This is a genomic window from Streptomyces tsukubensis, from assembly GCF_003932715.1.
Lineage (GTDB): Bacteria > Actinomycetota > Actinomycetes > Streptomycetales > Streptomycetaceae > Streptomyces > Streptomyces tsukubensis.
This window is the reverse complement of sequence record NZ_CP020700.1, coordinates 2716943-2740478: the sequence shown is the minus strand read 5'-3', so window position 1 is coordinate 2740478 and position 23536 is coordinate 2716943. Positions and strand designations below refer to the sequence as shown.

Here is a 23536-nt window from a genome sequence, read left to right as displayed (position 1 = left end):
CGCTGACCCGCCAGCGGCTGCGATCCGGCTGCGATTCGGCTGCGATTCGGCCGGGATACCAGCGGATTCCGGCGGTACGGCTGCGATACGGGTCCGGCGCTGACCCGGAGGCGACAACACCCTGACAGGTTCTTCATACGCCTTGGCCAGCCTGGGGACCGTACCCATCCGAACCTCCCGAATGGAGCCCCCCATGACAGCTGCGTCCCCGCGTCGTGCCCTGCGCGCCCTCGCCGTCACGACCGCCGCCCTCGGCGCCGTCCTGGTCTCCGGCAGCGGCGCGTTCGCCGACAGCAGCCCCTCCCCGGCGGTCAAGGTCGAGGTCGCCGAGAAGCAGAAGTGCACGCCGCTGCCGGAGAAGGGCAAGGACAAGTCGAAGCCCGTCGTCGGCAAGGACGGCGCCATCTTCTGCCTCCAGCCCGCCGACCGCGATGAGGTCTCCAGGGTCGTCGTGCCGCGCGGCGGTGTCGCCGCGGGTGAGCGGCCCGCCACCGCCCAGGACGGCGGCAACGCCACCACCGTGATCATCGGGGCCACGGCCGCCGCCCTCACCATCGGCGCCGCGGGCACCGTGATGATCCGGCGCCGTACCGCGCACCACGACGCCCGCTGAGCCGCAGCAGCATCAGCAGGAACAGCAGTCGTACCCCGGTCCGGTCCGCGGTGGTGCCGCTCCCGTCACCGCCGCGGCCCGGCCCGGCCGCCGTACCCCCCCTGAACATGCGTCACCGGAAGGCTTCCTCATGCGTCGTCGTCGCCTGTCGGCCTGGTACGCCGTCGGTCTGGCCCTCGCCCTCGCGGTGACGGGCTGCTCCACCGAAGCCGGATCCGAGGCAGGGTCCGGGGCAGGATCCCGGGCCGGATCCGCGACCGGAGCCGGGACCCCGACCGGAGCCGGAGCAGGAGCCGGAGCCGGGAAGGACCCCGCGCCGGCTTCCACGCCCACCGCGCCCGCAACACCCGCCGAAGACGCGGCCGACGCTCCCGTCCATGTCACCATCCCCGCCATCGAGGTCAGCAGCAAGCTGCTGCGCCTCGGCCTCAACAGCGATCAGACGGTCGAGGTGCCGACCCCCGAGCAGGGGATGACCGCGGGCTGGTACACCGGCGGCGCGATCCCGGGCCGGAAGGGCGCCGCCGTGATCATCGGCCACAACGACACCAAATACGGCCCCGCCGTCTTCAAGAACCTGAAGAAACTCGGCAAGGGCGCGAAGGTGACGGTCCGCGACGCCCGCGGCAAGAACCTCACCTTCACGGTCACCGCGACCGAGACCGTACGGAAGACCGCCTTCCCGACCCAGCGCGTCTACGGCCCCACCGACGGACCCGAACTGCGCCTCGTCACCTGCGACGGCGAGTTCGACGCCGCAGGGCATCCGGTGGACAACCTCATCGTCTACGCGAAGCTCTGACGCTCACGACCGGGCCGGGCGCCCGTCACCGCGCGGCGGTCGCACGGCGCGGTGTCCGGGCCGGTGAGCCGTACGAGCCCATCCCCTCCCGGCCCGTCAGCTTCCGGGGGCCGCCCGCCGGGGGATCGCCCAGCGCCGTCAGCGCCGACCGTGCCGCAGGCGCCAGCAGCGGCGAGAACTCGGGGTTGATGCGCAGCGCGTCCCCGAGATGGCGGCGGGCCGCGCCGTACATCCCCAGCGAACGCTCCAGCTCACCCCGGTGGTACGCGAACACGGCACTGCGCGCGCCCTCCTTCGTCGCCCGCATCGCGTACGGCAGCGCCTCCTTCCCCCGGCCCGACCGGAACAGCGCCCAGGCCAGCGCGTCCGCCGCCCACGGGCTGCGCACACCCCGGTCCCACTCCTCCTTCAGCCGCTTCGCCGCCACCGCCGCGTCACCCGGATCGCCGTGCTCCGCCTCGTAACGGGCCAGCGCCAGACCCTCGTTCACCCCGTGCTCCGCCGCCCGGTCGGCGAGCGCACGCACCTTTCCGTACGACTCCGCCGCCTCCGCGTCCCGCCCCAGCGACTCGTACAGTTCGCCCGCCTCCAGCGCGTACTGCGGCAGCGGCGCCTTCGCCAGCGCGGCCTGCCAGTCCCGTACCGCCTCGTCCGTACGGCCCAGCGCGGTCAGGACACGGGCCCTGGCCGCCAGCGCCGGATGCTGGTCAGGGGCGAGCCGCAGTGCCGAGTCCAGGCTCGTCACCGCCTCCTTGTGGTCCCCGCGCTCCCACGCCAGCTCCCCGACCCGCCACAGCGCCACCCCCTTCTCCGCGGCGCTCTGTGCCGCGCCCACGGCGTCGTAGGCGTTCGCCGTCGCGTCCTCGCGCCAGCCCAGCTCGCGGTAGACGCGGGCGGCGAGGGCGCGCGCCTGCGAGCCGCCGTAGAGGTTCTGCACCGAATCCAGCGACTTCTGTACGGCCTTTTTCGCCCCGAGTCCGCTGTACGCGTCGATCAGCGCCCGGTGCACCGTCCAGCGGCGCGGCTTCTGCTTACGGGCCAGGACCGCGTAGTCGCGGGCCGCCGCGTAGTCGCCGCGGGCGTTGGCGAGGCCGGCCATCCCGAGCAGCGCCTCCGTATTGCCGCGCTCGCCGGAGCGGACGGTGAGGGACCGTTTCAGCGCCGTCTCGGCCTTGGCGTACGCGGCCCAGTCGGCGCGCCGTACGGCCCGCTCCGTGTACGCGGTCCCGAGCGTCGCCCAGGACTCCTCGTCGCGCGGATGCGTCCGCAGCCACTTCTCCCGGTCCGCGATCAGCGCGTTCAGCTCGGCGGGGGAGGCGGGGGCGCCCGCCTGCGCCGCCGACTGCGCCCGGGCGAGCGGGCCGGGCAGCGGGGGCGGGCCCTTCGGCGGGGAGCCGGGGATCGCGAGCACGATTCCGGCGAGCAGGGTCACGGCGACCAGCGTGGCGACGGCGGCGTTCTTCGCGGACTCGGTGGCGAGCAGACCGCCGGTGCCGCCGGTACCGCCGGTGCCGTACCCGCCCGTGCCGTATCCGCCGGGACCGTCGCCGCCTGAGCCGTAGCCTCCCAAGGGGCCGTCGAAGGGGCGGCCGAACGGGCCCGGGTCCGGCGGGCCTCCCGGCACCCCGGGACCCCCTGTGCCTGCGGTGCCTGCCGCGCCACCCGCGCCCTCCGGACCGCCGGGCACCTCGCCTGCTCCTGCGCTCACTCTCCTCATAGCCCTCACTCTGCGTCCGCCGACCGTCCGGTACGACGATCCGCCAAGGGGCGCAAGCACGGGTTCACACCGATGGCGGTCGGTGCGACGCTGGACCCATGGATCATGACGACGATCTCCGCGACGGCCCGCCCCCCGGCCGTTCCGACGGCCTCCTCGACCGGCTCCGGGCCGGACTCCCCGCCGACGCCCTGATCACCGACCCCGACGTCACGGTCTCCTACGGACGCGACATGGCGAGCTTCTGCGAGGCGGGCACCCCCGCCGTCGTCGTCCTGCCGCGCACCGTCGAGCAGGTGCAGCACGTGATGCGGACGGCGACCGAACTGCGGGTGCCCGTCGTCCCGCAGGGCGCCCGTACCGGACTGTCGGGCGCGGCCAACGCCTCCGACGGCTGCATCGTGCTCTCCCTGGTCAAAATGGACCGCATCCTGGAGATCAGCCCGGTCGACCGGATCGCCGTCGTCGAGCCGGGTGTGATCAACGCCGATCTGTCGCGCGCGGTGGCCGGGCACGGGCTGACCTATCCGCCCGACCCGTCGAGCTGGGAGTCCTGCACGATCGGCGGGAACATCGGCACCGCGTCCGGCGGGCTGTGCTGCGTCAAGTACGGGGTGACCGCGGAGTACGTCCTCGGGCTCGACGTCGTCCTCGCCGACGGACGGCTGCTGACCACCGGCCGCCGCACCGCCAAGGGCGTCGCCGGATACGACCTCACCCGGCTCTTCGTCGGCTCCGAAGGCAGCCTGGGCGTCGTGGTCAAGGCGGTGCTGGCGCTGAAGCCCAAGCCGCCGGAGCAACTGGTCCTCGCCGCCGAGTTCCCCAGCGCGGCCGCCGCCTCCGCGGCGATCTGCGCGATCATGGCGAGCGGGCACACCCCGTCGCTGCTGGAGCTGATGGACCGGACGACGGTCCGGGCGGTCAACGCGCTGGGCCGGATGGGCCTGCCCGAGACCACCGAAGCCCTGCTCCTGGCCGGTTTCGACACCCCGCACGCCGCCGGGGACCTGGCCGCGGTCGGTGAGCTGTGCACGGCCGCCGGGGCCACCGAGGTCGTCCCCGCGGACACCGTCGCCGAGTCCGAACTCCTCCTCCAGGCACGGCGGACGGCACTGCCCGCGCTGGAGACGCTGAAATCCGCCACGATGATCGACGACGTCTGCGTACCGCGTTCGGCGCTGGGCGCGATGCTGGAGGGTACGGCTGCGATCGCCGCGAAGTACGGTCTGACGATCGGCGTCTGCGCCCACGCGGGCGACGGCAACACCCACCCCGTCGTCTGCTTCGACCACCACGACCCCGACGAGTCCCGGCGGGCCCGCGAATCCTTCGACGCGATCATGGCCCTGGGCCTGGAGCTGGGCGGCACGATCACCGGCGAACACGGCGTCGGAGTGCTGAAGAAGGAGTGGCTGGCGCAGGAGCTGGGACCGGTGGGCGTGGAGCTGCAGCGCGGGATCAAACGGACCTTCGACCCGCTGGGGATCCTGAACCCGGGCAAGCTGTTCTGAGAATCCGGGGGGCAGCGGCGGGGAGCGGCGAGGGCGCCGTGCGGTACGTCCCCCGGGCCCGGTGTCGCGGTCGCCCCGCCGGCCCGCCGCGCCCCTGCCCGTACCTCACCGCGCCCCGCCCTCCGCTCACTTCCAGGCGCCCGACTCCGCCGCTTCCGCCGCGAAGACGGTGAAGTCGCGCGGCTCACGGCCCAGCGCCTCGCGCACCCCCTCCGACAGATGCGCCTCGATGCCCCGCCGGACCGGCGAGAGCATGTCCGCGAACCAGCCCGCGTCCTGCTCCGGCATCCCCGCGGCCACCAGCCCGGCCGTGAACTCCTCGGGCGCCAGCGGCACATAGCGCAGCGGCCGGCCCGAAGCGGCCGAGATCGCCCCCGCGGCCTCGGCGAACGTCAGCAGGCGCGGGCCCGACAGTTCATAGGTACGGCCGTGGTGCCCGTCCTCGGTCAGCGCGGCGACCACGACGTCCGCGATGTCCTCGGCGTCCACGAACGGGACCAGCCCGTCCGCGGCGGCCAGCGCCAGTTCACCGCCGCGGACCGAGTCGGTGAAGAAGCCCTCGCTGAAGTTCTGCGCGAACCAGCTGGGCCGTACGACCGTCCACTCCAGACCGGTCTCCCGGATCGCCGCGTCCCCGTCGATATGGGTGATCGCCGACGGGTTGTCGTCGGCCATGTAGTCCGCGACGTCGACCCCGCGCCCCGAGAGCAGGACGGCCCGCCGGACCCCGGCCTTCTCGGCGAGGGCGAGGAAGGGCCGGGTCAGACGGGCGCCCTCGTGCGGTACGACGTAGACCGCGTCGATGCCGTCGAGCGCCGGGTCCCAGGTCGCCTGGTCGGTCCAGTCGAACCGGACCGGCTCACCGGTGCGGGAGCCGATCCGGACGGTGTGCCCGAGGGCCCGGAGCCGGGCGGCGACACGGCGCCCGGTGGTGCCCGTGCCCCCGAGGACGAGGATGTGCTGCTGCTGGTGCTGCCTCTGCTCTGCCATGCCTCCAGTCAACCGGCGGGACCGAAGACGAACCATCGCTCAGGCTCTTGGTTCCATGTCCGATCGTCTTACGCTGAGTTCATGGATACGGGGAACGGCGCGACCATGGACGTGACGGCCACCGGCGGGGCCGGTCCCGACGGCGCCGGGGCCGTCCGTACGGATGCCATCAGCGCGGACGTCATGGCCGAGCTGCTCGACGGTGTGCGGGCCCGCGGTGCCGTGTTCCGCTGCGCCTGTGTCGACGGCCCGTGGTCGCTGCGGTTCGCCGGAGGCGCCCCGCTGACCCTGGTCGCCCTGGTGCGCGGTACGGCGTGGATCGTGCCGGACGCGGGGGAGCCGGTGCCCCTGGCGGCGGGCGACGTGGCGGTGGTCAGGGGCCGGGCCGCGTACACCGTGGCGGACGACCCCGGGGCGGGGCCGCGCACCCTGATCACGGGCGCCGCCTACTGCCCGCCGTCGGCCGGGGGCGACGGTGTGGAGATCCTGGTCGGCACGGGCCGGGACCGGACCGCCGAAGCCGCCGGACCGGCATCTCACGAGGACCCCCGCGATCCCCGCGAAACCGCGACTCCCCGCCCGCTGCGTGCTTCTGTTCCGCCCTGCGGCGACGAAGCCCTCCCCGGAGACGCCCCGGTCGGCAACGGTGTCCCGCCCGGCATCGGTGTCCCGGGCAGTGACGCCGTACTGCTCAGCGGCGCCTACGATGCCCCGGGCAGCGTCAGCGACCGGCTGCTGAGGGCGCTTCCCGAGATCCTCGTCGTCCCCGGCACCGACTTCGACCGGCCCCTGTTCGACCTGGTCACGGCCGAGATCGGGGGTCCGCGGCCCGGCCGCCGTACGATGCTCGACCGGCTGCTGGACCTGATGCTGCTGGCCGCCCTGCGGGCCTGGTTCGACCGCCCCGGTGCGCAGGCCCCGCCGTGGTACCGGGCCTGGGAGCACCCGGTCGCGGGCCCGGCGCTCCAGCTGATGCACGACGCCCCGGCCCACCGCTGGACCGTCGCCTCCCTCGCCCTCCGTACCGGAGTCTCGCGCGCCGCCCTCGCCCGGCACTTCACCGAACAGGTCGGGGAGCCGCCCATGACGTACCTGACGGCGTGGCGGGTCGGCACGGCGGCCGATCTGCTGCTCGGCACCGACGACACGGTCGACGCGATCGCCCGCCGCGTCGGCTACGCCAACGCCTTCGCCCTGAGCGTCGCCTTCAAACGGCTCCGCGGCCTCAGCCCCACCGAACACCGGTCCCGCCGCCCCGTCCCGGCGGCCTAGGTCGTCTCTTTCGGATCTTGCCGGGCTCGCGTGCCCTGGCACCGCGCCTCGCCGCGTTGTCGTCAGTCGCCGACGCTCCGCGTGGACTCCATCCTCCGCCTTGCGATCCACGGCACCAGACCCCGCTCACTGATCCGGCCTGATCCGAAAGAAACTCCCTAGGTCCCCTGCCCCGGCTCCTGCCAGGGTTCCGGTGGCTGCCGGGTCCCGCGTCCTACGACCAAGGCCCGATGGTCCCGCCCCGCCGCCCGCTCCTAGGGTGGGGAGGACGGCCGCCGCCGGGCCCAACCGGCCCTGCGACGGCGGTAATTGACCCGACCGGAGTACGACTGAGGAGGACCCGTGTCCGCACAGCTGGACCACACCATCGTCCACAGCAGCGACCGCTTCGGAGGTGCCCGCTTCCTGGCCGAACTGATCGAAACGACCGAGCCGCCGTACGCCAACGGCCCGTTCGCCGCACTGACCCTCGACGACGGGCTCACGCTCGACTATCTGGATCACCGGGGCGATATCGTCTCCCAGCATCTGGCGTTCCGGGTCCCGGACGACCTGTTCGAGCGGATCCTCGCCAAGGTCGTCGAGCGCGAGTTGCCGTACTGGGCCGATCCGCACCACACCGAGCCGGGGGCCACCTACCTCCATCACGGCAGCCGCGGTTTCTACGTCGACGACCCCGACGGGCACGCGCTGGAGTTCCTCACCCCGCCCACCGAGGCCGCCGGCTGAACCGGGCGCCGACCGGGGCGGGCCCCAGCGGTCCGCCCCCGCTGCCCGGCCACTGCCGGAACCTCTCTCAGGCATCGCCGTCCTCCGTCTCGCCGGTCTCCGGGCGGGAGCAGCGGCCCCGGCCGTCCGCCGAGTGGTGCGCCAGCAGCCCGGCGATGCCGTCGTCGATGTCGAGCATCCCGGCCTCGGAGCCCGGCGGCACCAGCCGCAGCGTCCGCTCCAGCCAGGACGACACCACCGAGGACGGCGCCTCCAGCAGGGCGTCGCCGTCGGGGGAGCTGAGGGCCATCAGCACCACGTTCCTCCCGTCCACCTTGGTCGGCCAGATCCGTACGTCCCCGTGGCCGCACGGCCGGAACACCCCTTCCACCAGCAGCTCGCGGGCGAAGGTCCAGTTGACCGGGGATTCGGAGCCGATGTGGAAGGTGATGTGCACGGCAAAGGGGTCGTCGGTGCGGTACGCCAGCTTCGCGGGCACCGGGATGCTCCGCTCGGCCGACAGCACCAGCCGCAGTTCCAGTTCGCGTTCCACCGTGGAGTGCATGGGCTTCTTCTCCTCGTCGTCACGGGCCCCGAAACGGGCCCACGCAAGGGAGAGCGGCCGGACGCCGGATCATTACGCGACTTCGGCAGATTTTTTTTCGGGCGGGTCCGGGTCCGGAACCGGCCGCCGCCACCGGCCCCGACACCACTCACCGGGGGCGTGCCGGAGGTGCTTCCCATCGGCCGGTGAGGAACCCGGCCGTCCCGAACACCGTGGTAAGAGTGAAGGGCTGACATTCACTCAAACGGGGGCTTGACGCTATGGCCGTGACCGTGCCGGACTGGGCGGATACTCTGCTCGACCTGATCGGCGTCAACTGGCCGAACGTGGACGAGGACGCCTACCGCGATATGGCGGCCAGTCTGCGGTCCTTCCAGGAGGACATCCTCGACGACGGCCAGATCGCCAACCGGCACGTCCAGCGGCTGCTGTCGTCCGGCGAGGGCGAGGCGATGACCGCCCTCAACCAGCACTGGGACAAGGTCAAGGGCAAGCACCTCAAGGACCTCGCGACCGCGGCCGGGCTGATCGCGGAGGCGCTGGAGAAGGCCGCCACCGCCATCGAGGCGATGAAGTACGTGGCCATCGGCCATCTCAGCGCGCTCGCCGCCAAGGCCGGTATCTCCATGGCCCTCATCCCGGTGACCGGCGGCCTCTCCGGACTCCTCGGCGCGGGCGCGATCGCCGCCTGCCAGCAGTTGGTCCGCAAGGCCATCAAGGAGTGCATGAACGAGGTCGTGAGCTACATCGTCGGCGCCATGACCGCACCCGCGGTCGCCGCCCTGGAGTCGATGGCCGCCGATCTCGTCGTCCAGGCCGGATCCGCGGCGCTCGGCCTCCAGGAGGGCGTCGACCTCGACCAGACGGCACAGGCGGGGAAGGACTCCCTCAACCTGAACTCCGCCGGTGGCCCCGGCGGCCGCGGCGGCGACCGGGGGAAGGTCGACCACGCCGAACACGAACGCGCGGGCAACGACCTCAACCTGGTCAGCGTCCGCGTCAACGGCCGCACCACGTCCCGTCTGGACAAGGCCCGCTCCCACCACGGCCGCACCCGGGGCCGCGACGATATCGCCCAGGCCCTCGACCCCGTCGTCGACAAGGCGATGGAGGCCCTCACCAAGGCCACCTCCACCATGGGCAACCACCTCGGCAAGACCCTCCCGGAGAACGTCCGGCAGATATCCCGGATCAACAAGGGCGTCGACGTCGACACCCGGGACAGTGTCAACAAGGGCCGCAAGGTCCAGGGCGACGGCGGCGATATCTCCGGCACCACCCCACCCGGGTCCGGCACCGCCCGCAAGGGCCCCGCCGACACCCGTACCCAGCCCGCCTCACTCGACGGTGCCAAGTCCGATCCGCGCGGCAACAGCATCCCGCCCGAGCTGCGGGAGTGCGAGGGCGATCCGGTCGACGTCGCCTCCGGGCAGATGCTGCTGCCGCAGACCGACCTCACCCTCCCCGGCACCCTCCCGCTCGTCCTGCGCCGCGTCCATCTCTCCGGCTACCACCACGGGCACTGGTTCGGCCGGAGCTGGGCCTCCACCCTCGACGAGCGCATCGAGTTCGACGCCCGCGGGCTGGGGGCGCTGTGGGCGCGTGAGGACGGCACGGTCCTGGTCTACCCCGCCCTGCCCGCGCCCGGCGACCCGACCGGCGTCCTGCCGGTGGAAGGCGACCGGCTCGCGCTGACGCACGGCGGCACCGACGAGTCGGGCGCGGAGACCGCGTACACCGTCACCGACCCCCGCACCGGACTCGTCCGCACCTTCACCGGCAGCCCCTACCACTCCTCGACCGCGTTCTGGCTCACCCGTATCGAGGACCGGCACGGCAACGGCATCACCCTCCACCGCGGCCCCGACGGCGCCCCCGACCGCATCGTCCACGACGGCGGCTACCGCATCGCCGTCACCGTCCGCGACGCCCGCGTCCACCGCATCGCCCTGCGCACCCCCGACGGGCCCGTCACCGTCATGACGTACGGCTACGACGGCGACGGCAATCTCGACGCCGTCACCAACTCCTCCGGCCTCCCCCTCCGCTTCACCTACGACACCGAAGCCCGTATCACCTCGTGGACCGACCGCAACGACTCCACGTTCCACTACGTCTACGACACCGCGGGCCGTGTCATGCGGACGGTCGGCCCCGACGGACACCTCTCCGGCGTCTTCGCCTACGACACCGCGGGCCGCACCACCAGCTACACCGACTCCACCGGCGCCACCAAGGTGTTCCGCCACGACGACCGCCTCCGCGTCGTCGCCGAGACCGACGCCCTCGGCCACACCGAACTCCGCTCCTACGGCCCGGGGGACCGGGTCGTCAGCCGTACCGACCGCCTCGGACACACCACCGGGTACGACCACGACGACCGCGGCAACCTCGTCGCCGTACACCACCCGGACGGCAGCGCCGCCGCCGTCACCTACGACGACCACGGCCGCCTCACCTCCGTCACGGACGGCGAAGGCGCGGTCTGGCGGCAGGAGTACGACGCCTCCGGCAACCCCACCGTCTTCACCCACCCCGACGGCACCAGCACCCGCACCGGTCACGACGCCCACGGCCGGCTCACCGCACTCGACGACGGCATCGGCGCCCTCGACCGCATCCGCCACGACGCCGCCGGACTGCCCGAGGCCGTCCGCGGCCCCGGCGGCGCGGTCACCCGCTACGAACGCGACCCCTTCGGCCGCCCCGTCCGCATCACCGGCCCCGACGGCGGCACGACCGTCCTCGAATGGACCGTCGAGGGCCTGCCCGCCCGCCGGACCGAACCGGACGGCACCGAACAGTCCTGGACCTACGACGGCGAGGGCAACTGCCTCAGCCACACCGACGCCCTCGGCGGCACCACCCACTTCACCTACACCCACTTCGACCTGCTCAAGACCCGCACCGGCCCCGACGGCGACCGCCACACCTTCGGCTACGACACCGAACTCCGCCTCACCCGCGTCACCAACTCCCGCGGAATGAGCTGGACCTACGGCTACGACCCCGCGGGGCGCCTCACCGCCGAAACCGACTTCGACGGCCGCACCCTCGTCTACACCCACGACGCCGCGGGCCGCCTCACCAGCCGTACCAACGGCGCCGGGCAGACCGTCCGCTACGAACGCGACCGGACCGGCCGCCTGATCACCAAGGACGTCGAAGGCGCCGTCACCCGCTTCGGCTACGACGCCCGCGGACTGCTCACCCACGCCACCGGACCCGGCTTCGACCTCCACTACACCTACGACACCACCGGCCGCAGACTCCTCCGCGAGCTCTGCAACGGCCGGGAGCTGACCTTCCGCTACGACGCCGGGGGCCGCCGCGTCCACCGCACCACGCCCAGCGGCGCCACCAGCGACTGGACCTACCCCGGCGGCACCGCCGAACTCGACGCCTCCGGGCACCGGATCGTCTTCGGCTTCGACCCCGAGGGCCGCCGCAGCACCCGCCGCCACGGGGACCGCCTCACCGTCGAGCAGCGTTACGACGGCCTCGGCCGCCTCACCGCCCAGCACGTCCGCACCGGCCCGGAAGCCGATCGGACCGTGCAGCGCCGCGCCTACACCTACCGCGAGGACGGCGCCCTCACCGCCGTCACCGACCTCCTCGGCGGCGACCGCGCCTACAGCCTCACCCCCACCGGCCGGGTCACCGCCGTCACCGCCGCAGGCTGGACCGAGCGGTACGCCTACGACGACCTCGGCAACCAGACCGAAGCCCGCACCCCGGCCGCGCCCGACGCCAACGGGCCCCGCGTCTACGCCGGAACCCGCATCAACCGCGCCGGGACGATCCGCTACGAGCACGACGCCCAGGGCCGGGTCGTCCGCCGCCGCCGTACCCGCCTCTCCCGCAAACCCGACAACTGGCACTACACCTGGGACGCCGAAGACCGCCTCACCCAGGTCACCACCCCCGACGGCACCCGCTGGCGCTACACCTACGACCCCCACGGCCGCCGCATCGCCAAGGAACGCCTCGCCGCCGACGGTGATCACGCCGTGGAGCGCACGGACTTCACCTGGGACGGCGACGTCCTGTGCGAGGAGGCCTCCGGCTCCACGAGCAGCCCCGGTACCACCACCGTCCTCACCTGGGACCACGACGGCCTCCACCCGGTCTCCCAGACCGAACGCCGCCTGAGCGCCGACGCGCCCCAGGAGGAGATCGACCACCGGTTCTTCGCCGTCGTCACCGATCTGGTGGGCGCGCCCCGCGAACTCGTCGACGAACAGGGCGACGTGGCCTGGCGCGCGCGGACCACGCTGTGGGGCACGACGGGCTGGCACCCGGGCGCCACGGCGTACACCCCGCTGCGCTTCCCGGGCCAGTACTTCGACCCGGAGACGGGCCTCCACTACAACCGCCACCGCCACTACGACCCGGCGTCGGGCCACTATCTGACCCCGGACCCGCTGGGGCTGCTGCCGTCGCCGAACGCGTATGCGTATGTGGGGAACCCGACGGGGGAGATCGACCCGCTGGGCCTGTCGGCCTGCCCGCGCCGCAGGGATCCCGATCGTCACAGCGTGGTGCTCGGCCCCAACCGGGACCCCTCGAACGCCTCCAACAACCTGGCGCGCTATCTGCGGAACGATCCCAACGACCCGGAGTACGATCCGTCCCGCGCCAGCGACCCAGGAGCCCACACCTACAACGGTGCCGCCCACGCGGGCGTCGTGGACAACATCCCGCTCTGGATGTCGCGGGTCTCGCACGCCATCTCGGATCCCGACACCACCCTGTCGATCACCCTGGACGGCATGTTCAACAAGAAGGGCGAGCCGGGAAACTGGAACACCCCGGCGACCATCGTGGAGGCGTTCCAGGCGGCGGTCGAGCACGGGCGGCACTTCGGCATGGGGAGCCCGGCCCAGTGGCCGCAGTCCGGCGACGCCGGAACAGCCTGGGAGATGAGCGTGGTCGTGCGCGCCGTGCGTGCGTACGAGCTGGACGTCCTCGACGGCGAGGAGAATCCCTCCGGACGGCCCTGGGAGTCGATCGACTGGTACTCGGGCAATGAGAAGATCAACGTACCCAAGCCCGATATCCCCGAACTCGACCCGCTCAGGCGGCTCGGGACGTAGCGGCGGCCGGGAAGCAGAGAAGAGGGACGAGGATCATGACGACCGACGACACCCCTGCACCGACGGCTGACGAGATCGTGGCCGGGCAGTGGCAGTGGCTGCTCGCGGCGGGCCCTGAGCACGTCCGTCCCGACGTGGTGCGCGCCGCCTATGCCAACCCGCGGCTGCGCGGTCTGTTCACCGGTCTCAGCCACGGAGTGCTGTTCTTCAGCCTGAGCACCGAATCGCCTTACACCCTCGTCGGAGGCACGGTCTACTACCTGGAAAACGACCGCTACTTCGTCAGGGGTGCGCCGGTGACCTCCAGCCTGGGTGAGACGGACTCCCTGAAGGAGGCGTTCGCCCTGCTGGCCGCGAACATCCCCGACGACGCGGGCCCGGTCGTCGCAGGGCCCGGCAAGCGTGGCTGACCGGCCCCCGGGACACACCGGTTCGGGGTCGTTACCCCCGGACCGGCCCGGACTCGTGCGGGCGTCTGATAGATGTGGAGGGTTGCAACCAGGCTCGCGAGGAGATACGGGACCACGGTGATGAGCGCCCCCACCCCGAACGGCGGCGACGGCAGCCCCGCCCCCGGCTACTACCCGGATCCGTCCATCCCCGGATATGTCCGGTACTGGAACGGTGCCGCCTGGGTTCCGGGTACGAGCCGGCCCGCGCCCGAGGGCGGGGACGCGGCCCCCGCGGCCCCGGCCCCCGCGTCCCTTCCCGCGCCGGTGGTTCCGGTCGCGGAGGAGACCGGGCCCGTCTTTCTGGATGAACTCGACGAACCGGGCGAGGGCCCGGGCGACGGGCCCGCACGGTCCGAGCCCGCCAGCGCCTGGCAGGCCGACACCTCGCGGCAGAGCGGCTTCGGCGGGGAGCCGGGACGGGTCGACTGGGGCGGTGCGCGGGTTCCGGCGCAGGCTCCCGCGCCCGGGGCGGATCCGACCGGCGGCGCGCTGCCCGGAGTGCGGTCCACGAGCGCGGCCGTACCGGAACCCGCCGCGGAGGTACCCGCTCCGGTCCGGGCGGCCCCGCAGGTGCCCGCCGCGGAGGTAGCCGTTCCGGAGCTGCCCGCCGCCGAGGCCCCGGCGCCCGCGCCCGTGCGGCCCGCGCCCGAGAGCACCGTCACCATCCGCGCCGTACCGCCTCAGGCGCCTCAGCCCCAGGCGCCTCAGCCCCAGGCCCCTCAGCCCCAGGCCCCTCAGGCCGTCCCGGCACCTCAGGCGTTCCCGGCGCCTCAACCGCAGGCCGCCCCGCCCGTCCAGCCCCAGCCGCATCCTCACCCCCACCCCCACCCCCTCGTGCCCGAGCAGGCGCAGCCGGTGCGGCCCCCGGCGGTGACCGACGGGCCCGGCGGCGGGGCCGCTTCCTGGGCGCAGCAGCCGCCGGAGGCCCCGGTCATTCCGTGGAAGCCCCCGGTCAGCGACCCCTTCCTGGCCATGGCCCAGGCGCAGGCCGCGGCCCGGCCCGCCGGGCTCGGCAGACGGCTGGCCGCCCGGCTCATCGACACCGCCGTCCTCGGCACGCTGGTCGGTGCCGTCGCCGTACCCCTGCTGACCGGCGCGATCGACCACGTCAACGGCAAGATCGAGGCGGCCGAGCGGTCCGGCGAGACCGTCACGGTCTGGCTGTTGGACGGCACCACGGGCGTCCAGCTCGGCATCGTGCTGGCCGCGCTGCTGGTCCTCGGGGCGCTCTACGAGGCCCTGCCGACCGCGAAATGGGGCCGTACCCTCGGCAAGAAGCTCTGCGGCGTCTCGGTCGCGGACATCGAGTCCCACGAGCCGCCGCCGTTCGGCGCCGCGCTCCGCCGCTGGCTGGTCTACAGCGGTCTCGGGCTGATCGCCGTGGGCCTGGTCAATGTGGTCTGGTGTCTGTTCGACCGGCCGTGGCGGCAGTGCTGGCACGACAAGGCCGCCCGCACCTACGTCAAGGGCTGACCGCCCGAGCCGGGCGGGCGGACCGGCGGATCCGGGCCGCCCGCACCGCGGCGTCCCCCGAACGGCGTGCGTCCTTTTGCGGCGGTCCCGGGCGCGGGTTGCACTGCCCTCATGAGCAACGACCAGCCACCGCCCTCCGGCTGGGGGGACCCAGAACGCGACCGGCCCCGCGACGACGACCCCTTCGCCAAGCGGCCGCCCGAGCCGGGCGGGCAGAGCGGCGGTTCCGGGCCTCCGCCGCCCCCGCCCCCGCCGGGGGGCCAGGAGCCGCCTCCGCCTCCGCCGGGCCCGCCGCCGGGTTCGCCGTACGGCCCGGGCCAGAGCGGCGGGCCCTACGGCGGCGCGGGCGGGACGCCCCCGCCCCCGTACGGCGGCAGCCCCTACGGCGGCGGACCGTACGGAGGGACCCCCGACCCCCTCGCGGGCATGCCGCCGCTCGCCGACTTCGGCCGGCGCCTCGCCGCCCGGGTGATCGACGCGCTGATCATCTTCATTCCGCTCTTCATCATCTCGCTGTTCGCGGGCGGCTGGTCGTCCGGCGGCAGCGGTGACGACTGGAACGACATCACCAGCGATATCAACACCGGCCGCCAGTGGCTCTGGTCGCTGATCTCGCTGGTCGCGTACGTCGGCTACGACACGATCATGGTGAGCAGGACCGGTCAGACCGTCGGCAAGAAGCTGCTGAAGCTGCGCGTCGCCATGCTCAACGACGGCAGTACGCCGCACACCGGCGCGGCCTTCACCCGGGCCGCCGTGCTCTGGGTGCCCGCGCTGGTCTGCTGCTTCTGCGTCTGGTGGCTGATCATCATCATCACGATCCTGGCCGACAAGCCCTATCGGCAGGGTCTGCACGACAAGGCGGCCAAGACCGTGGTGGTCACCGTGCCGGAAGGATCCGTCCCGGGGACCGGACCAGGGACCGGGCCGGGCACCGGCGTCTGACCCGCCGCCCGACGCCCGGTCCGATCCGCCGGCGGACCCGGACACGCCGACGGACCCACCGGCGGACCGATCGGCCCGCCCCGGCTACCGGGTGCCGGACGAGTCCGCGCCCGCTCCCGCATGCGCCTTCGGGCGGGGAGCGGGCGCCGCGGCGCGCTTCGACGAACCGGGACGGGCCGCGGCCTTCAGCGCCCGGCTCATCGGCAGGGCGGTGGCCACCAGCAGCCCGAGGGCCATCGCGGCCACTCCGATGGCGGCGACCCCGAGGGCGTGCGTGGTCCGGGTGAACAGCAGCAGGGCGAGCGCCGACAGGACGACGGTGGCCGAACCGGAGGCGAGCTGTGCAGGAGTCGGACGCGGCATGACGGTTACCGTCCTCACGACAGATCGACGAACAGATCGGGGGGTTCGCTCGACGCGGTCGCACCGTCGAGTGACTCTACGGTGCTGGATGCCCGGCGGGTCCCGGCGGTAAGCGTTCCTCCGCCCGGGCCGCCGGAGCATGGGGGGCGCACGGGTTCACACCCCTTGACGGCGGGCCCGTTCGGTGTATCGGCCCCTGGGAGGCGGTGCCGCCGGGACCGGCCCGGCCGGAGCCGCTCCGGTACGACGGACCTCGCCCCGCTCCGTACAACCGGCCCGGAGCCCCGCTCCGTACACCCGGCCCGGAGCCCCGCCCCGTTCTCCGTACCCCCGGAACCCGCCGGTCACTCCCGTCCGGATATCGGAACACTGCCTCCGCATAGGGCAGTTGGTGTGTCCAAGTCAAGGACTGTCTTTTCTTCCGTACGTACGGTCGAATGCCGTCACTTGACGCGCGACCCCCGCCCGGACGGCCCCACCCATCCCATCGGATCCGCGGCGTCGGGGCGCGGGGGAGGAATTCGCTCACGTGACCACCACCAGAAACGGCCGCGGCCGGTCCTTCAGGGCCTCCGCGGTCGTCGTCGCGCTCGCCGCGACGGCCGCCACGGTCTCGGCGTACGGCACCGCGCAAGCAGAGGACGCCGGAGCCCGGCCGGCTCTCTCCGCCGCGGCTGCCGTGTCCCCGGCCGCGGAAGTCCAGCGCCGGGATCCGGCACCCGCCAAGGACCATGTGGACCACGATCTCGACGGGCCCTTCAGCAAGCAGCAGGCCCAGCAGCGCGAGACCGCACTCGAACAGGTCATCAGCGGTGAGTCGACCGTCGAGCAGCGCGGTGCGTCCAAGGTCGTCAAGCTCGACAAGGGGAAGTACGTCGAGCTGGGCCGGGAGAAGACCGACAAGATCTTCACGATCCTGGTGGAGTTCGGCGACAAGGTCGACGACACCACGCTGTACGACCCCGACGGGCCCGAGGGCCCGCAGCCGCCGGTCAGGCAGTACGGCGGCACCCCCGGCCCGCTGCACAACACGATCAAAGAGCCGGACCGTACCAAGGACAACGCCACCGACTGGAAGGCGGACTACAACCGCACCCACTTCCAGGACCTCTACTTCGGCACCGGCAAGGACGCCCAGGGGCAGCCCAAGCAGTCGGTGAAGACGTACTTCGAGAAGGCGTCCTCCGGCCGCTACTCCGTCGACGGCACGGTCTCCGACTGGGTCAAGGTCGAGTGGAACGAGGCCCGCTACGGCTCCAACTTCTGCGGCGAGAGCAACTGCAAGAACGTCTGGGACGCGGTGCGCGACGGCGTCAACGCCTGGGTCGCCGACCAGAAGGCACGCGGCCGCACCGACGCGCAGATCACCGCGGACCTCCGGCAGTACGACGTCTGGGACCGCTACGACTTCGACAACGACGGCAACTTCAACGAGTCCGACGGCTATATCGACCACTTCCAGTTCGTGCACGCGGGCGAGGACGAGTCCGCGGGCGGCGGAGCCCAGGGCACCGACGCCATCTGGGCCCACCGCTGGTACGCGTACGGCGACGACAACGGCAGCACCGGCCCCGGGAACAACAAGGCCGGCGGCACGCAGATCGGCACCACCGGGATCTGGGTCGGTGACTACACCGTCCAGCCGGAGAACGGCGGACTCGGCGTCTTCGCCCACGAGTACGGACACGACCTGGGCCTCCCGGATCTCTACGACTACTCCGGGCGCGGCGAGAACTCCACCGGCTTCTGGAGCCTGATGTCCTCCGGCTCCTGGCTGGGCCGCGGCAAGAACGCCATCGGAGACCTCCCCGGCGATATGACCGCCTGGGACAAACTCCAGCTCGGGTGGCTCAACTACACCAAGGCCAAGGCGGCCACCGACTCCGTCCACACCCTCGGGGTCCAGGCCTACAACACCAAGCGGCCGCAGGCGCTGATCGTCGAACTGCCGAAGAAGCCCGGCACCACCCCGGTCGTCAAGCCCGCAGAGGGCACCCGGCAGTGGTGGAGCGACATGGGCGACGACCTGCGCAACACCCTCACCCGGACCGTCGATCTGACCGGCAAGTCGTCCGCATCGCTGAGCCTGTCGGCCTGGTGGCAGATCGAAGCCGGCTACGACTACCTCTACACCGAGGTCTCCACGGACAACGGCGCCACCTGGAACGCGATCGACGGGACCGCCGACGGCCGGCCGATCACCCGGGACGCGGGCGACAAGCCCGCCCTGACCGGGCGTTCCGGCGCGCACCGCGCCCTGGTCTTCCCGCTGGACGCCTACGCCGGGAAGAAGATAGGCCTCCGCTTCCAGTACCGCACGGACGGCGCGACCGCCGAGAAGGGCTTCACCGCGGACGCGATCACCGTCACGGCGGACGGCGCGCCCCTCTTCACCGACGGCGCCGAGACCGACGACGCGGGCTGGACGAAGGCCGGCTTCAGCCGGATCGGAGAGTCCATCACCAAGGACTACGAGCAGTACTACATCGCAGAGAACCGCCAGTACGTCTCGTACGACAAGGGGCTGGAGATCGGCGCGTACAACTTCGGCTTCCCCGCGCCGAAGAACCGCTGGGTGGAGCACTTCCCGTACCAGAACGGACTGATGATCTGGTACTGGGACACCTTCCAGCTGGACAACAACACCGGGGTGCACCCGGGCGCGGGCCAGATTCTGCCGATCGACGCGAATCCCGAACCGCTGCGGTGGTCCGACGGTACGCTGATGCGCAACCGGATCCAGACCTTCGACTCGACGTTCTCGACCCGGCCGTACGACGCCGTCACCCTCCACAAGGCCGGCGTGCCGACGAAGATCCCGTCCCGCCCCGGCCGGAGCGTCTTCGACGACCGCAAGGGCGTCTACTGGTACGCGGAGAACCCGACGGGCAGCGTGAAGGTTACTGACACCAACACCAAGATTTCGATCGTGAAGGAACCGCGCAGCGGTGAAACGATCACGGTAAAGGTCGGTCCGTCGACCAAATAATTTGTAAAACCGCAGGTCAAAGCATGATCGGCCGTCGCCCTCTAGCGGGCGACGGCCGATCGTGTTTAGGTGCGTGGTGACCGCCTCTTATTGACACCGGGCCCGACCAGCCCGGCCGACCGATCCACGGGGGAGTGGTACACCATGTCCGGCGGAGGATTCAGCAGACTTCCGAACGGCACCGTCGTCGTCGCCGTCAGCCTGCCCAGCCCACTCGGGGACGGCAGCGCCGCACGCTTTCTGGTGCATGCGGCGAACCGGGCCCGCGCCCTGACCCGGCTGCGGAATCTGGGGCTGCGCGCGGTCTATCTGCGGGGGAACGCGGAACCGCCCACCCCGGACGAGATCACCGCGGTGCTCCACCATCCGGACGGCCTGCTCTGGCGGCTCCACGAGGCCCCGGCGCCCGCGCTCTGGCACCCCTTCCGGTCCAGCCCGCTGCGGAACCGCTGGGCCTGATCCCGGGCCTTCGGGAGGCTGCCGCCGGGACTGACCCCGGCCGGTCGGGAGGGTCCCCGGCGCTTCGGGAGGCCTACGAGACGGGCTCGCCGGTCAGCTCGACACCGGCCTCCCGCAGCTCCGGCAGCACCCACGCCGTCCGCTCCGCGGAGACGGCCGCGGTGAGGTCCAGCAGCACCCGGGTGGTGAAACCTTCCTTCGTTGCGTCGAGCGCGGTCGCCCGGACGCAGTGGTCCGTGGCGACGCCCACCACGTCCACCTCGGTGACCCCGTGCTCCCGCAGCCAGGACGCGAGCCCGTTGCCGTTCTCGTCCGCCCCCTCGAAACCGCTGTACGCGGCGGCGTAGGCGCCCTTGTCGAAAACGGCCTCGACGGCGCCGGAGGCCACCGCGGGCGCGAAGTTCGGGTGGAAGCCCGCGCCCTCGGTGCCCGCGACGCAGTGGACCGGCCAGGACGTCTCGTAGTCGGGCGTGTCGGAGAAGTGGTCGCCCGGGTCGATGTGGTGGTCACGGGTGGCCACCACATGGCGGTAGCCGGCCGTGCTCTCCCCGATCAGCTCGGTGATCGCCGCCGCGACCTGCGCACCTCCCGCGACCGCGAGGCTGCCGCCCTCGCAGAAATCGTTCTGGACATCGACGACGATCAGGGCGCGGCGCATGACGGGTGCCTTTCGGGACGGGGAGCGGTGGGGACGGGTAGCGGACGGTTGGCGGACGGTGGTGGTGGCCGGGGCGGTGTACGGACACGGACGGCCCGCCGGGCGGCGTACGCCGTCGTACGGACCGGGCGTACGGGCGCGGGCGCCGGGGCCGGGCAGAGCGGTTCGCGCGGTGCCCCTTGTCTGGAGCGTCCCCGCGGCACCGGTCTTCACACCACCCGGGCGCCGCCTTTCACGCCGATGCGCCCCCGGGCGGTCCCCGGCGTGCGCGCCCCGCAGCCGTACGTCTCAGACGTACTCCGTCGGCAGCACCGGCTCGCCCCGGGACAGCTGCGTCGCGGACATCGGCAGCGCGCCCCGCGCCGCCCGGTGCCGTTCCCGCGGTACGTCGAGCGGCTCCCGGGCCACGATCTCGCCGCCCCGTACCAGCTCTACCAGCAGCTGGTGGTGGACCAGCCCGTCCGGCACCGGTCCGGTGCCGACGACCTCCGCCTCCGCGACGCCCTCCGCGTCCGGCCGCCGGGCGGCCCACTTGCGCCCGCCGACCGACGCCTTCCCGCCCACGGACTTCTTCGCCACCGGCTCCAGCGGCGCGTCCGGCCCCTCGCCCCGGGCCCGGGCGACCAGCTTGTAGACCATGGAGCAGGTGGGGTGCCCGCTGCCGGTGACGAGCTGGGTTCCCACCCCGTACGCGTCCACCGGGGCCGCAGCCAGGGAGGCGATCGCGTACTCGTCCAGATCGGAGGTGACGGTGATCCGGGTGTGCCGGGCGCCCAGCTCGTCGAGCTGCTGCCGCACCCGGTGGGCGACCAGCAGCAGATCCCCCGAGTCGATGCGTACCGCACCCAGCTCGGGCCCGGCGATCTCCACCGCGGTACGGACGGCCTCGGCCACGTCGTAGGTGTCGACCAGCAGGGTCGTACCCCGCCCCAGGGAGTCGACCTGCGCCCGGAAGGCGTCGCGTTCGCTGTCGTGCAGCAGGGTGAAGGCGTGGGCGCTGGTGCCGACCGTGGGGATCCCGTACCGGAATCCGGCCGCCAGATCGGAGGTGGAGTCGAAGCCGCCGACGTACGCGGCACGGGACGCGGCCACCGCCGCCAGCTCGTGGGTGCGGCGCGCGCCCATTTCGATCAGCTTCCGGCCGCCCGCCGCCGTCGCCATCCGCGATGCGGCCGCCGCGATGGCCGAATCGTGGTTGAGGATGGAGAGGATCACCGTCTCCAGCAGTACGCACTCGGCGAAGGTGCCCTCGACCCGCAGGATCGGGGAGCCGGGGAAGTAGACCTCGCCCTCCGGATAGCCCTGGATATCGCCGCTGAAGCGGTACGAGGCCAGCCAGTCCAGCGTCGCGGAGTCCACGATGTCCTGTTCGCGCAGGAACGCGATGACGTCCGCGTCGAAGCGGAAGTTCGCGACCGCGTCCAGCACCCGCCCGGTGCCCGCGACCACCCCGTACCGCCGCCCCTCGGGCAGCCGCCGGGTGAAGACCTCGAAGACGGAGCGGCGGTGCGCGGTGCCCGCCCGCAGCGCGGCCTGGAGCATCGTGAACTCGTACTGGTCGGTGAAGAGGGCCGTGGAGGGGACGTCCACCGGGAGCCCCAGGTCAGCGGTGTTCACAAGAGTTCGACCTCGTGCTTTCTGCGCCCCGCCCCGCCGGCTGCGGTACGAGGAATGCGCCGTCGGACGCCCGTTACGGCACGGGCGATCCTGTTCTGGCGTGGATGCTACCCCACATTTCGTCACTCTGACGAAATGGGGAGCCGTTTATGCACGCGGCGCCCCCGGGTGGCAGCATGGTTCAGGTGAGTGTTGCTCCCACTGAGATCGAACGCCCCGAATCGGCGGAGCAGAGCTTCGCCGTTCCCGAGCCCGACGTGCCGTGGGTGACGCTCGTCCACAACGACCCCGTGAATCTGATGAGCTACGTCACCTATGTCTTCCAGGCGTACTTCGGATACTCCAAGGACAAGGCGCGCAAACTGATGCTCGACGTCCACCACAAGGGACGCGCCGTGGTCTCCAGCGGCAGCCGCGAGGAGATGGAGCGCGATGTGCAGGCGATGCACGGGTACGGCCTGTGGGCGACCCTCTCCCAGGACCGCACCTGATGCCGGGTCCCTTCGAGCCGGTTCCCGGCGGCGGCGCGGCCATCGACCTCGACGAGGTCGAGGTCTCCATCCTGCGCTCCCTCGCGGTGCAGATGCTGGAGCTGATCGGACCGGGTGACGAGCCCGTCGAGGGCGAGGACCCGCTGGCGGCGCTGTTCGCGGAGGGGCCGAGCGAACCACCGGCCGATCCGGCGCTGGCCCGGCTGTTCCCGGACGCGTACAGCGGCCCGGACACCGGCAGCCGGGACGCGGGCGACGGCCCCGGTACGGGTCCCGGCTCCGGTTCCGGTTCCGGCCCCGCGATGACCGAGGACGAGCGGCGCGCCGCGTCCGCCGAATTCCGCCGCTTCACCGAGAACGACCTGCGGGCGGGCAAACGGGCCAACGCCCTCGCCGTGGTCCGCGCGCTCGACGGGCTCGACACGGGCGGCGGATCCACCGCCGTGCTGAAGCTGACCCCGGACGAATGCCGGCAGTGGCTCTGCGCCCTCAACGACCTGCGGCTGACGATCGGCACCCGGCTGGAGATCAGCGAGCGGGACGACGAGGAGGGCGCCGAGGGCGGCGGGCTCTACCACCTCCCCGACGACGATCCGCGCAAGCCGATGGTGATGGCGTACCTCTGGCTGGGGGTCCTCCAGGAGACCCTGGTCGGCGCGCTGCTGCCCTGACCTCCCGGCGCCTTCACGCCCCGGTGGCCGCCCGGCCCCGGGGCGTCGCGCTGCCCGCCGAGGGCCCAGGGGTCTCCGTACCCCTCGCACGCCTCGTACCCCTCGCGCGCCTCGTACCCCTCGCGCGCCTCGTACCCCTCGCGC

The 23536-nt window shown here is 72.6% G+C and carries 19 protein-coding genes; 13 read left to right on the top strand and 6 right to left on the bottom strand.

All coding sequences use genetic code 11. The features are described 5' to 3' along the window. The first annotated feature begins 193 nt into the window (after positions 1-193). Positions 194-613 (top strand): hypothetical protein, encoded by a 420-nt coding sequence (locus B7R87_RS10465; RefSeq protein ID WP_006349072.1) that lies wholly within the window; start codon positions 194-196, stop codon positions 611-613. 130 nt (positions 614-743) lie between these two features. Continuing rightward, complete coding sequence (locus B7R87_RS10460; RefSeq protein ID WP_006349073.1) at positions 744-1415, top strand: class F sortase; 672 nt, start codon at positions 744-746, stop codon at positions 1413-1415. A gap of 25 nt (positions 1416-1440) precedes the next feature. Here the strand turns inward: B7R87_RS10460 and B7R87_RS10455 are convergent, their stop codons facing one another. Continuing rightward, the gene (locus B7R87_RS10455; protein ID WP_233168806.1) at positions 1441-3123 is read right to left on the bottom strand and encodes a tetratricopeptide repeat protein; all 1683 of its coding nucleotides are present in this window, start codon (positions 3121-3123) and stop codon (positions 1441-1443) included. A gap of 107 nt (positions 3124-3230) precedes the next feature. Between B7R87_RS10455 and B7R87_RS10450 the strand changes: the two genes are divergently transcribed. Beyond that, positions 3231-4643 (top strand): FAD-binding oxidoreductase, encoded by a 1413-nt coding sequence (locus B7R87_RS10450; RefSeq protein WP_006349076.1) that lies wholly within the window; start codon positions 3231-3233, stop codon positions 4641-4643. Between the two features lie 126 nt (positions 4644-4769). Here B7R87_RS10450 and B7R87_RS10445 read toward each other — a convergent pair whose 3' ends face one another. Then, positions 4770-5633 (bottom strand): NAD(P)H-binding protein, encoded by an 864-nt coding sequence (locus B7R87_RS10445; protein ID WP_006349077.1) that lies wholly within the window; start codon positions 5631-5633, stop codon positions 4770-4772. Positions 5634-5816: 183 nt separating this feature from the next. Here B7R87_RS10445 and B7R87_RS10440 point away from each other — a divergent pair, with 183 nt between their 5' ends. Then, positions 5817-6905: an AraC family transcriptional regulator gene (locus tag B7R87_RS10440; RefSeq protein ID WP_040916194.1), complete on the top strand. Its 1089-nt coding sequence runs from the start codon at positions 5817-5819 to the stop codon at positions 6903-6905. A gap of 342 nt (positions 6906-7247) precedes the next feature. Beyond that, entirely contained in the window at positions 7248-7634 is a 387-nt protein-coding gene (locus B7R87_RS10435) for a VOC family protein (protein ID WP_006349079.1), read from the top strand. 67 nt (positions 7635-7701) lie between these two features. Here B7R87_RS10435 and B7R87_RS10430 read toward each other — a convergent pair whose 3' ends face one another. Next, positions 7702-8178 (bottom strand): SsgA family sporulation/cell division regulator, encoded by a 477-nt coding sequence (locus B7R87_RS10430; protein WP_006349080.1) that lies wholly within the window; start codon positions 8176-8178, stop codon positions 7702-7704. A 260-nt stretch (positions 8179-8438) separates the two neighbouring features. Between B7R87_RS10430 and B7R87_RS10425 the strand changes: the two genes are divergently transcribed. From B7R87_RS10425 to B7R87_RS10410, 4 genes are all read left to right on the top strand, one after another. Next, a complete protein-coding gene (locus tag B7R87_RS10425) occupies positions 8439-13274 on the top strand; it encodes a DUF6531 domain-containing protein (RefSeq protein ID WP_006349081.1) in 4836 nt (1611 codons plus the stop codon). A 35-nt stretch (positions 13275-13309) separates the two neighbouring features. Beyond that, positions 13310-13684: a DUF6193 family natural product biosynthesis protein gene (locus B7R87_RS10420; protein WP_006349082.1), complete on the top strand. Its 375-nt coding sequence runs from the start codon at positions 13310-13312 to the stop codon at positions 13682-13684. A gap of 120 nt (positions 13685-13804) precedes the next feature. Continuing rightward, the gene (locus B7R87_RS10415; protein ID WP_130584636.1) at positions 13805-15199 is read left to right on the top strand and encodes an RDD family protein; all 1395 of its coding nucleotides are present in this window, start codon (positions 13805-13807) and stop codon (positions 15197-15199) included. 111 nt (positions 15200-15310) lie between these two features. Beyond that, the gene (locus B7R87_RS10410) at positions 15311-16144 is read left to right on the top strand and encodes an RDD family protein (protein WP_130584635.1); all 834 of its coding nucleotides are present in this window, start codon (positions 15311-15313) and stop codon (positions 16142-16144) included. An 84-nt stretch (positions 16145-16228) separates the two neighbouring features. Here B7R87_RS10410 and B7R87_RS10405 read toward each other — a convergent pair whose 3' ends face one another. Further along, the gene (locus B7R87_RS10405) at positions 16229-16507 is read right to left on the bottom strand and encodes a hypothetical protein (protein WP_006349085.1); all 279 of its coding nucleotides are present in this window, start codon (positions 16505-16507) and stop codon (positions 16229-16231) included. 529 nt (positions 16508-17036) lie between these two features. Here B7R87_RS10405 and B7R87_RS10400 point away from each other — a divergent pair. Together B7R87_RS10400 and B7R87_RS10395 are read left to right on the top strand one after the other, a co-directional pair. After that, positions 17037-19496, top strand: a complete 2460-nt coding sequence (locus tag B7R87_RS10400; protein WP_006349086.1) for an immune inhibitor A domain-containing protein — start codon at positions 17037-17039, stop codon at positions 19494-19496. Positions 19497-19640: 144 nt separating this feature from the next. Next, the gene (locus B7R87_RS10395; RefSeq protein ID WP_006349087.1) at positions 19641-19955 is read left to right on the top strand and encodes a hypothetical protein; all 315 of its coding nucleotides are present in this window, start codon (positions 19641-19643) and stop codon (positions 19953-19955) included. 73 nt (positions 19956-20028) lie between these two features. Here B7R87_RS10395 and B7R87_RS10390 read toward each other — a convergent pair whose 3' ends face one another. Together B7R87_RS10390 and B7R87_RS10385 are read right to left on the bottom strand one after the other, a co-directional pair. Then, positions 20029-20613: an isochorismatase family protein gene (locus B7R87_RS10390; RefSeq protein ID WP_006349088.1), complete on the bottom strand. Its 585-nt coding sequence runs from the start codon at positions 20611-20613 to the stop codon at positions 20029-20031. Positions 20614-20901: 288 nt separating this feature from the next. Then, positions 20902-22230 (bottom strand): nicotinate phosphoribosyltransferase, encoded by a 1329-nt coding sequence (locus B7R87_RS10385; protein ID WP_006349089.1) that lies wholly within the window; start codon positions 22228-22230, stop codon positions 20902-20904. Between the two features lie 176 nt (positions 22231-22406). Between B7R87_RS10385 and clpS the strand changes: the two genes are divergently transcribed. Further along, the gene (gene clpS / locus B7R87_RS10380) at positions 22407-22721 is read left to right on the top strand and encodes an ATP-dependent Clp protease adapter ClpS (protein ID WP_040916196.1); all 315 of its coding nucleotides are present in this window, start codon (positions 22407-22409) and stop codon (positions 22719-22721) included. Then, positions 22721-23392, top strand: coding sequence for a DUF2017 domain-containing protein (locus B7R87_RS10375; protein ID WP_006349091.1), 672 nt, complete (start codon positions 22721-22723; stop codon positions 23390-23392). Before clpS ends, B7R87_RS10375 begins: the two co-directional genes overlap by 1 nt. Positions 23393-23536: the final 144 nt, after the last annotated feature.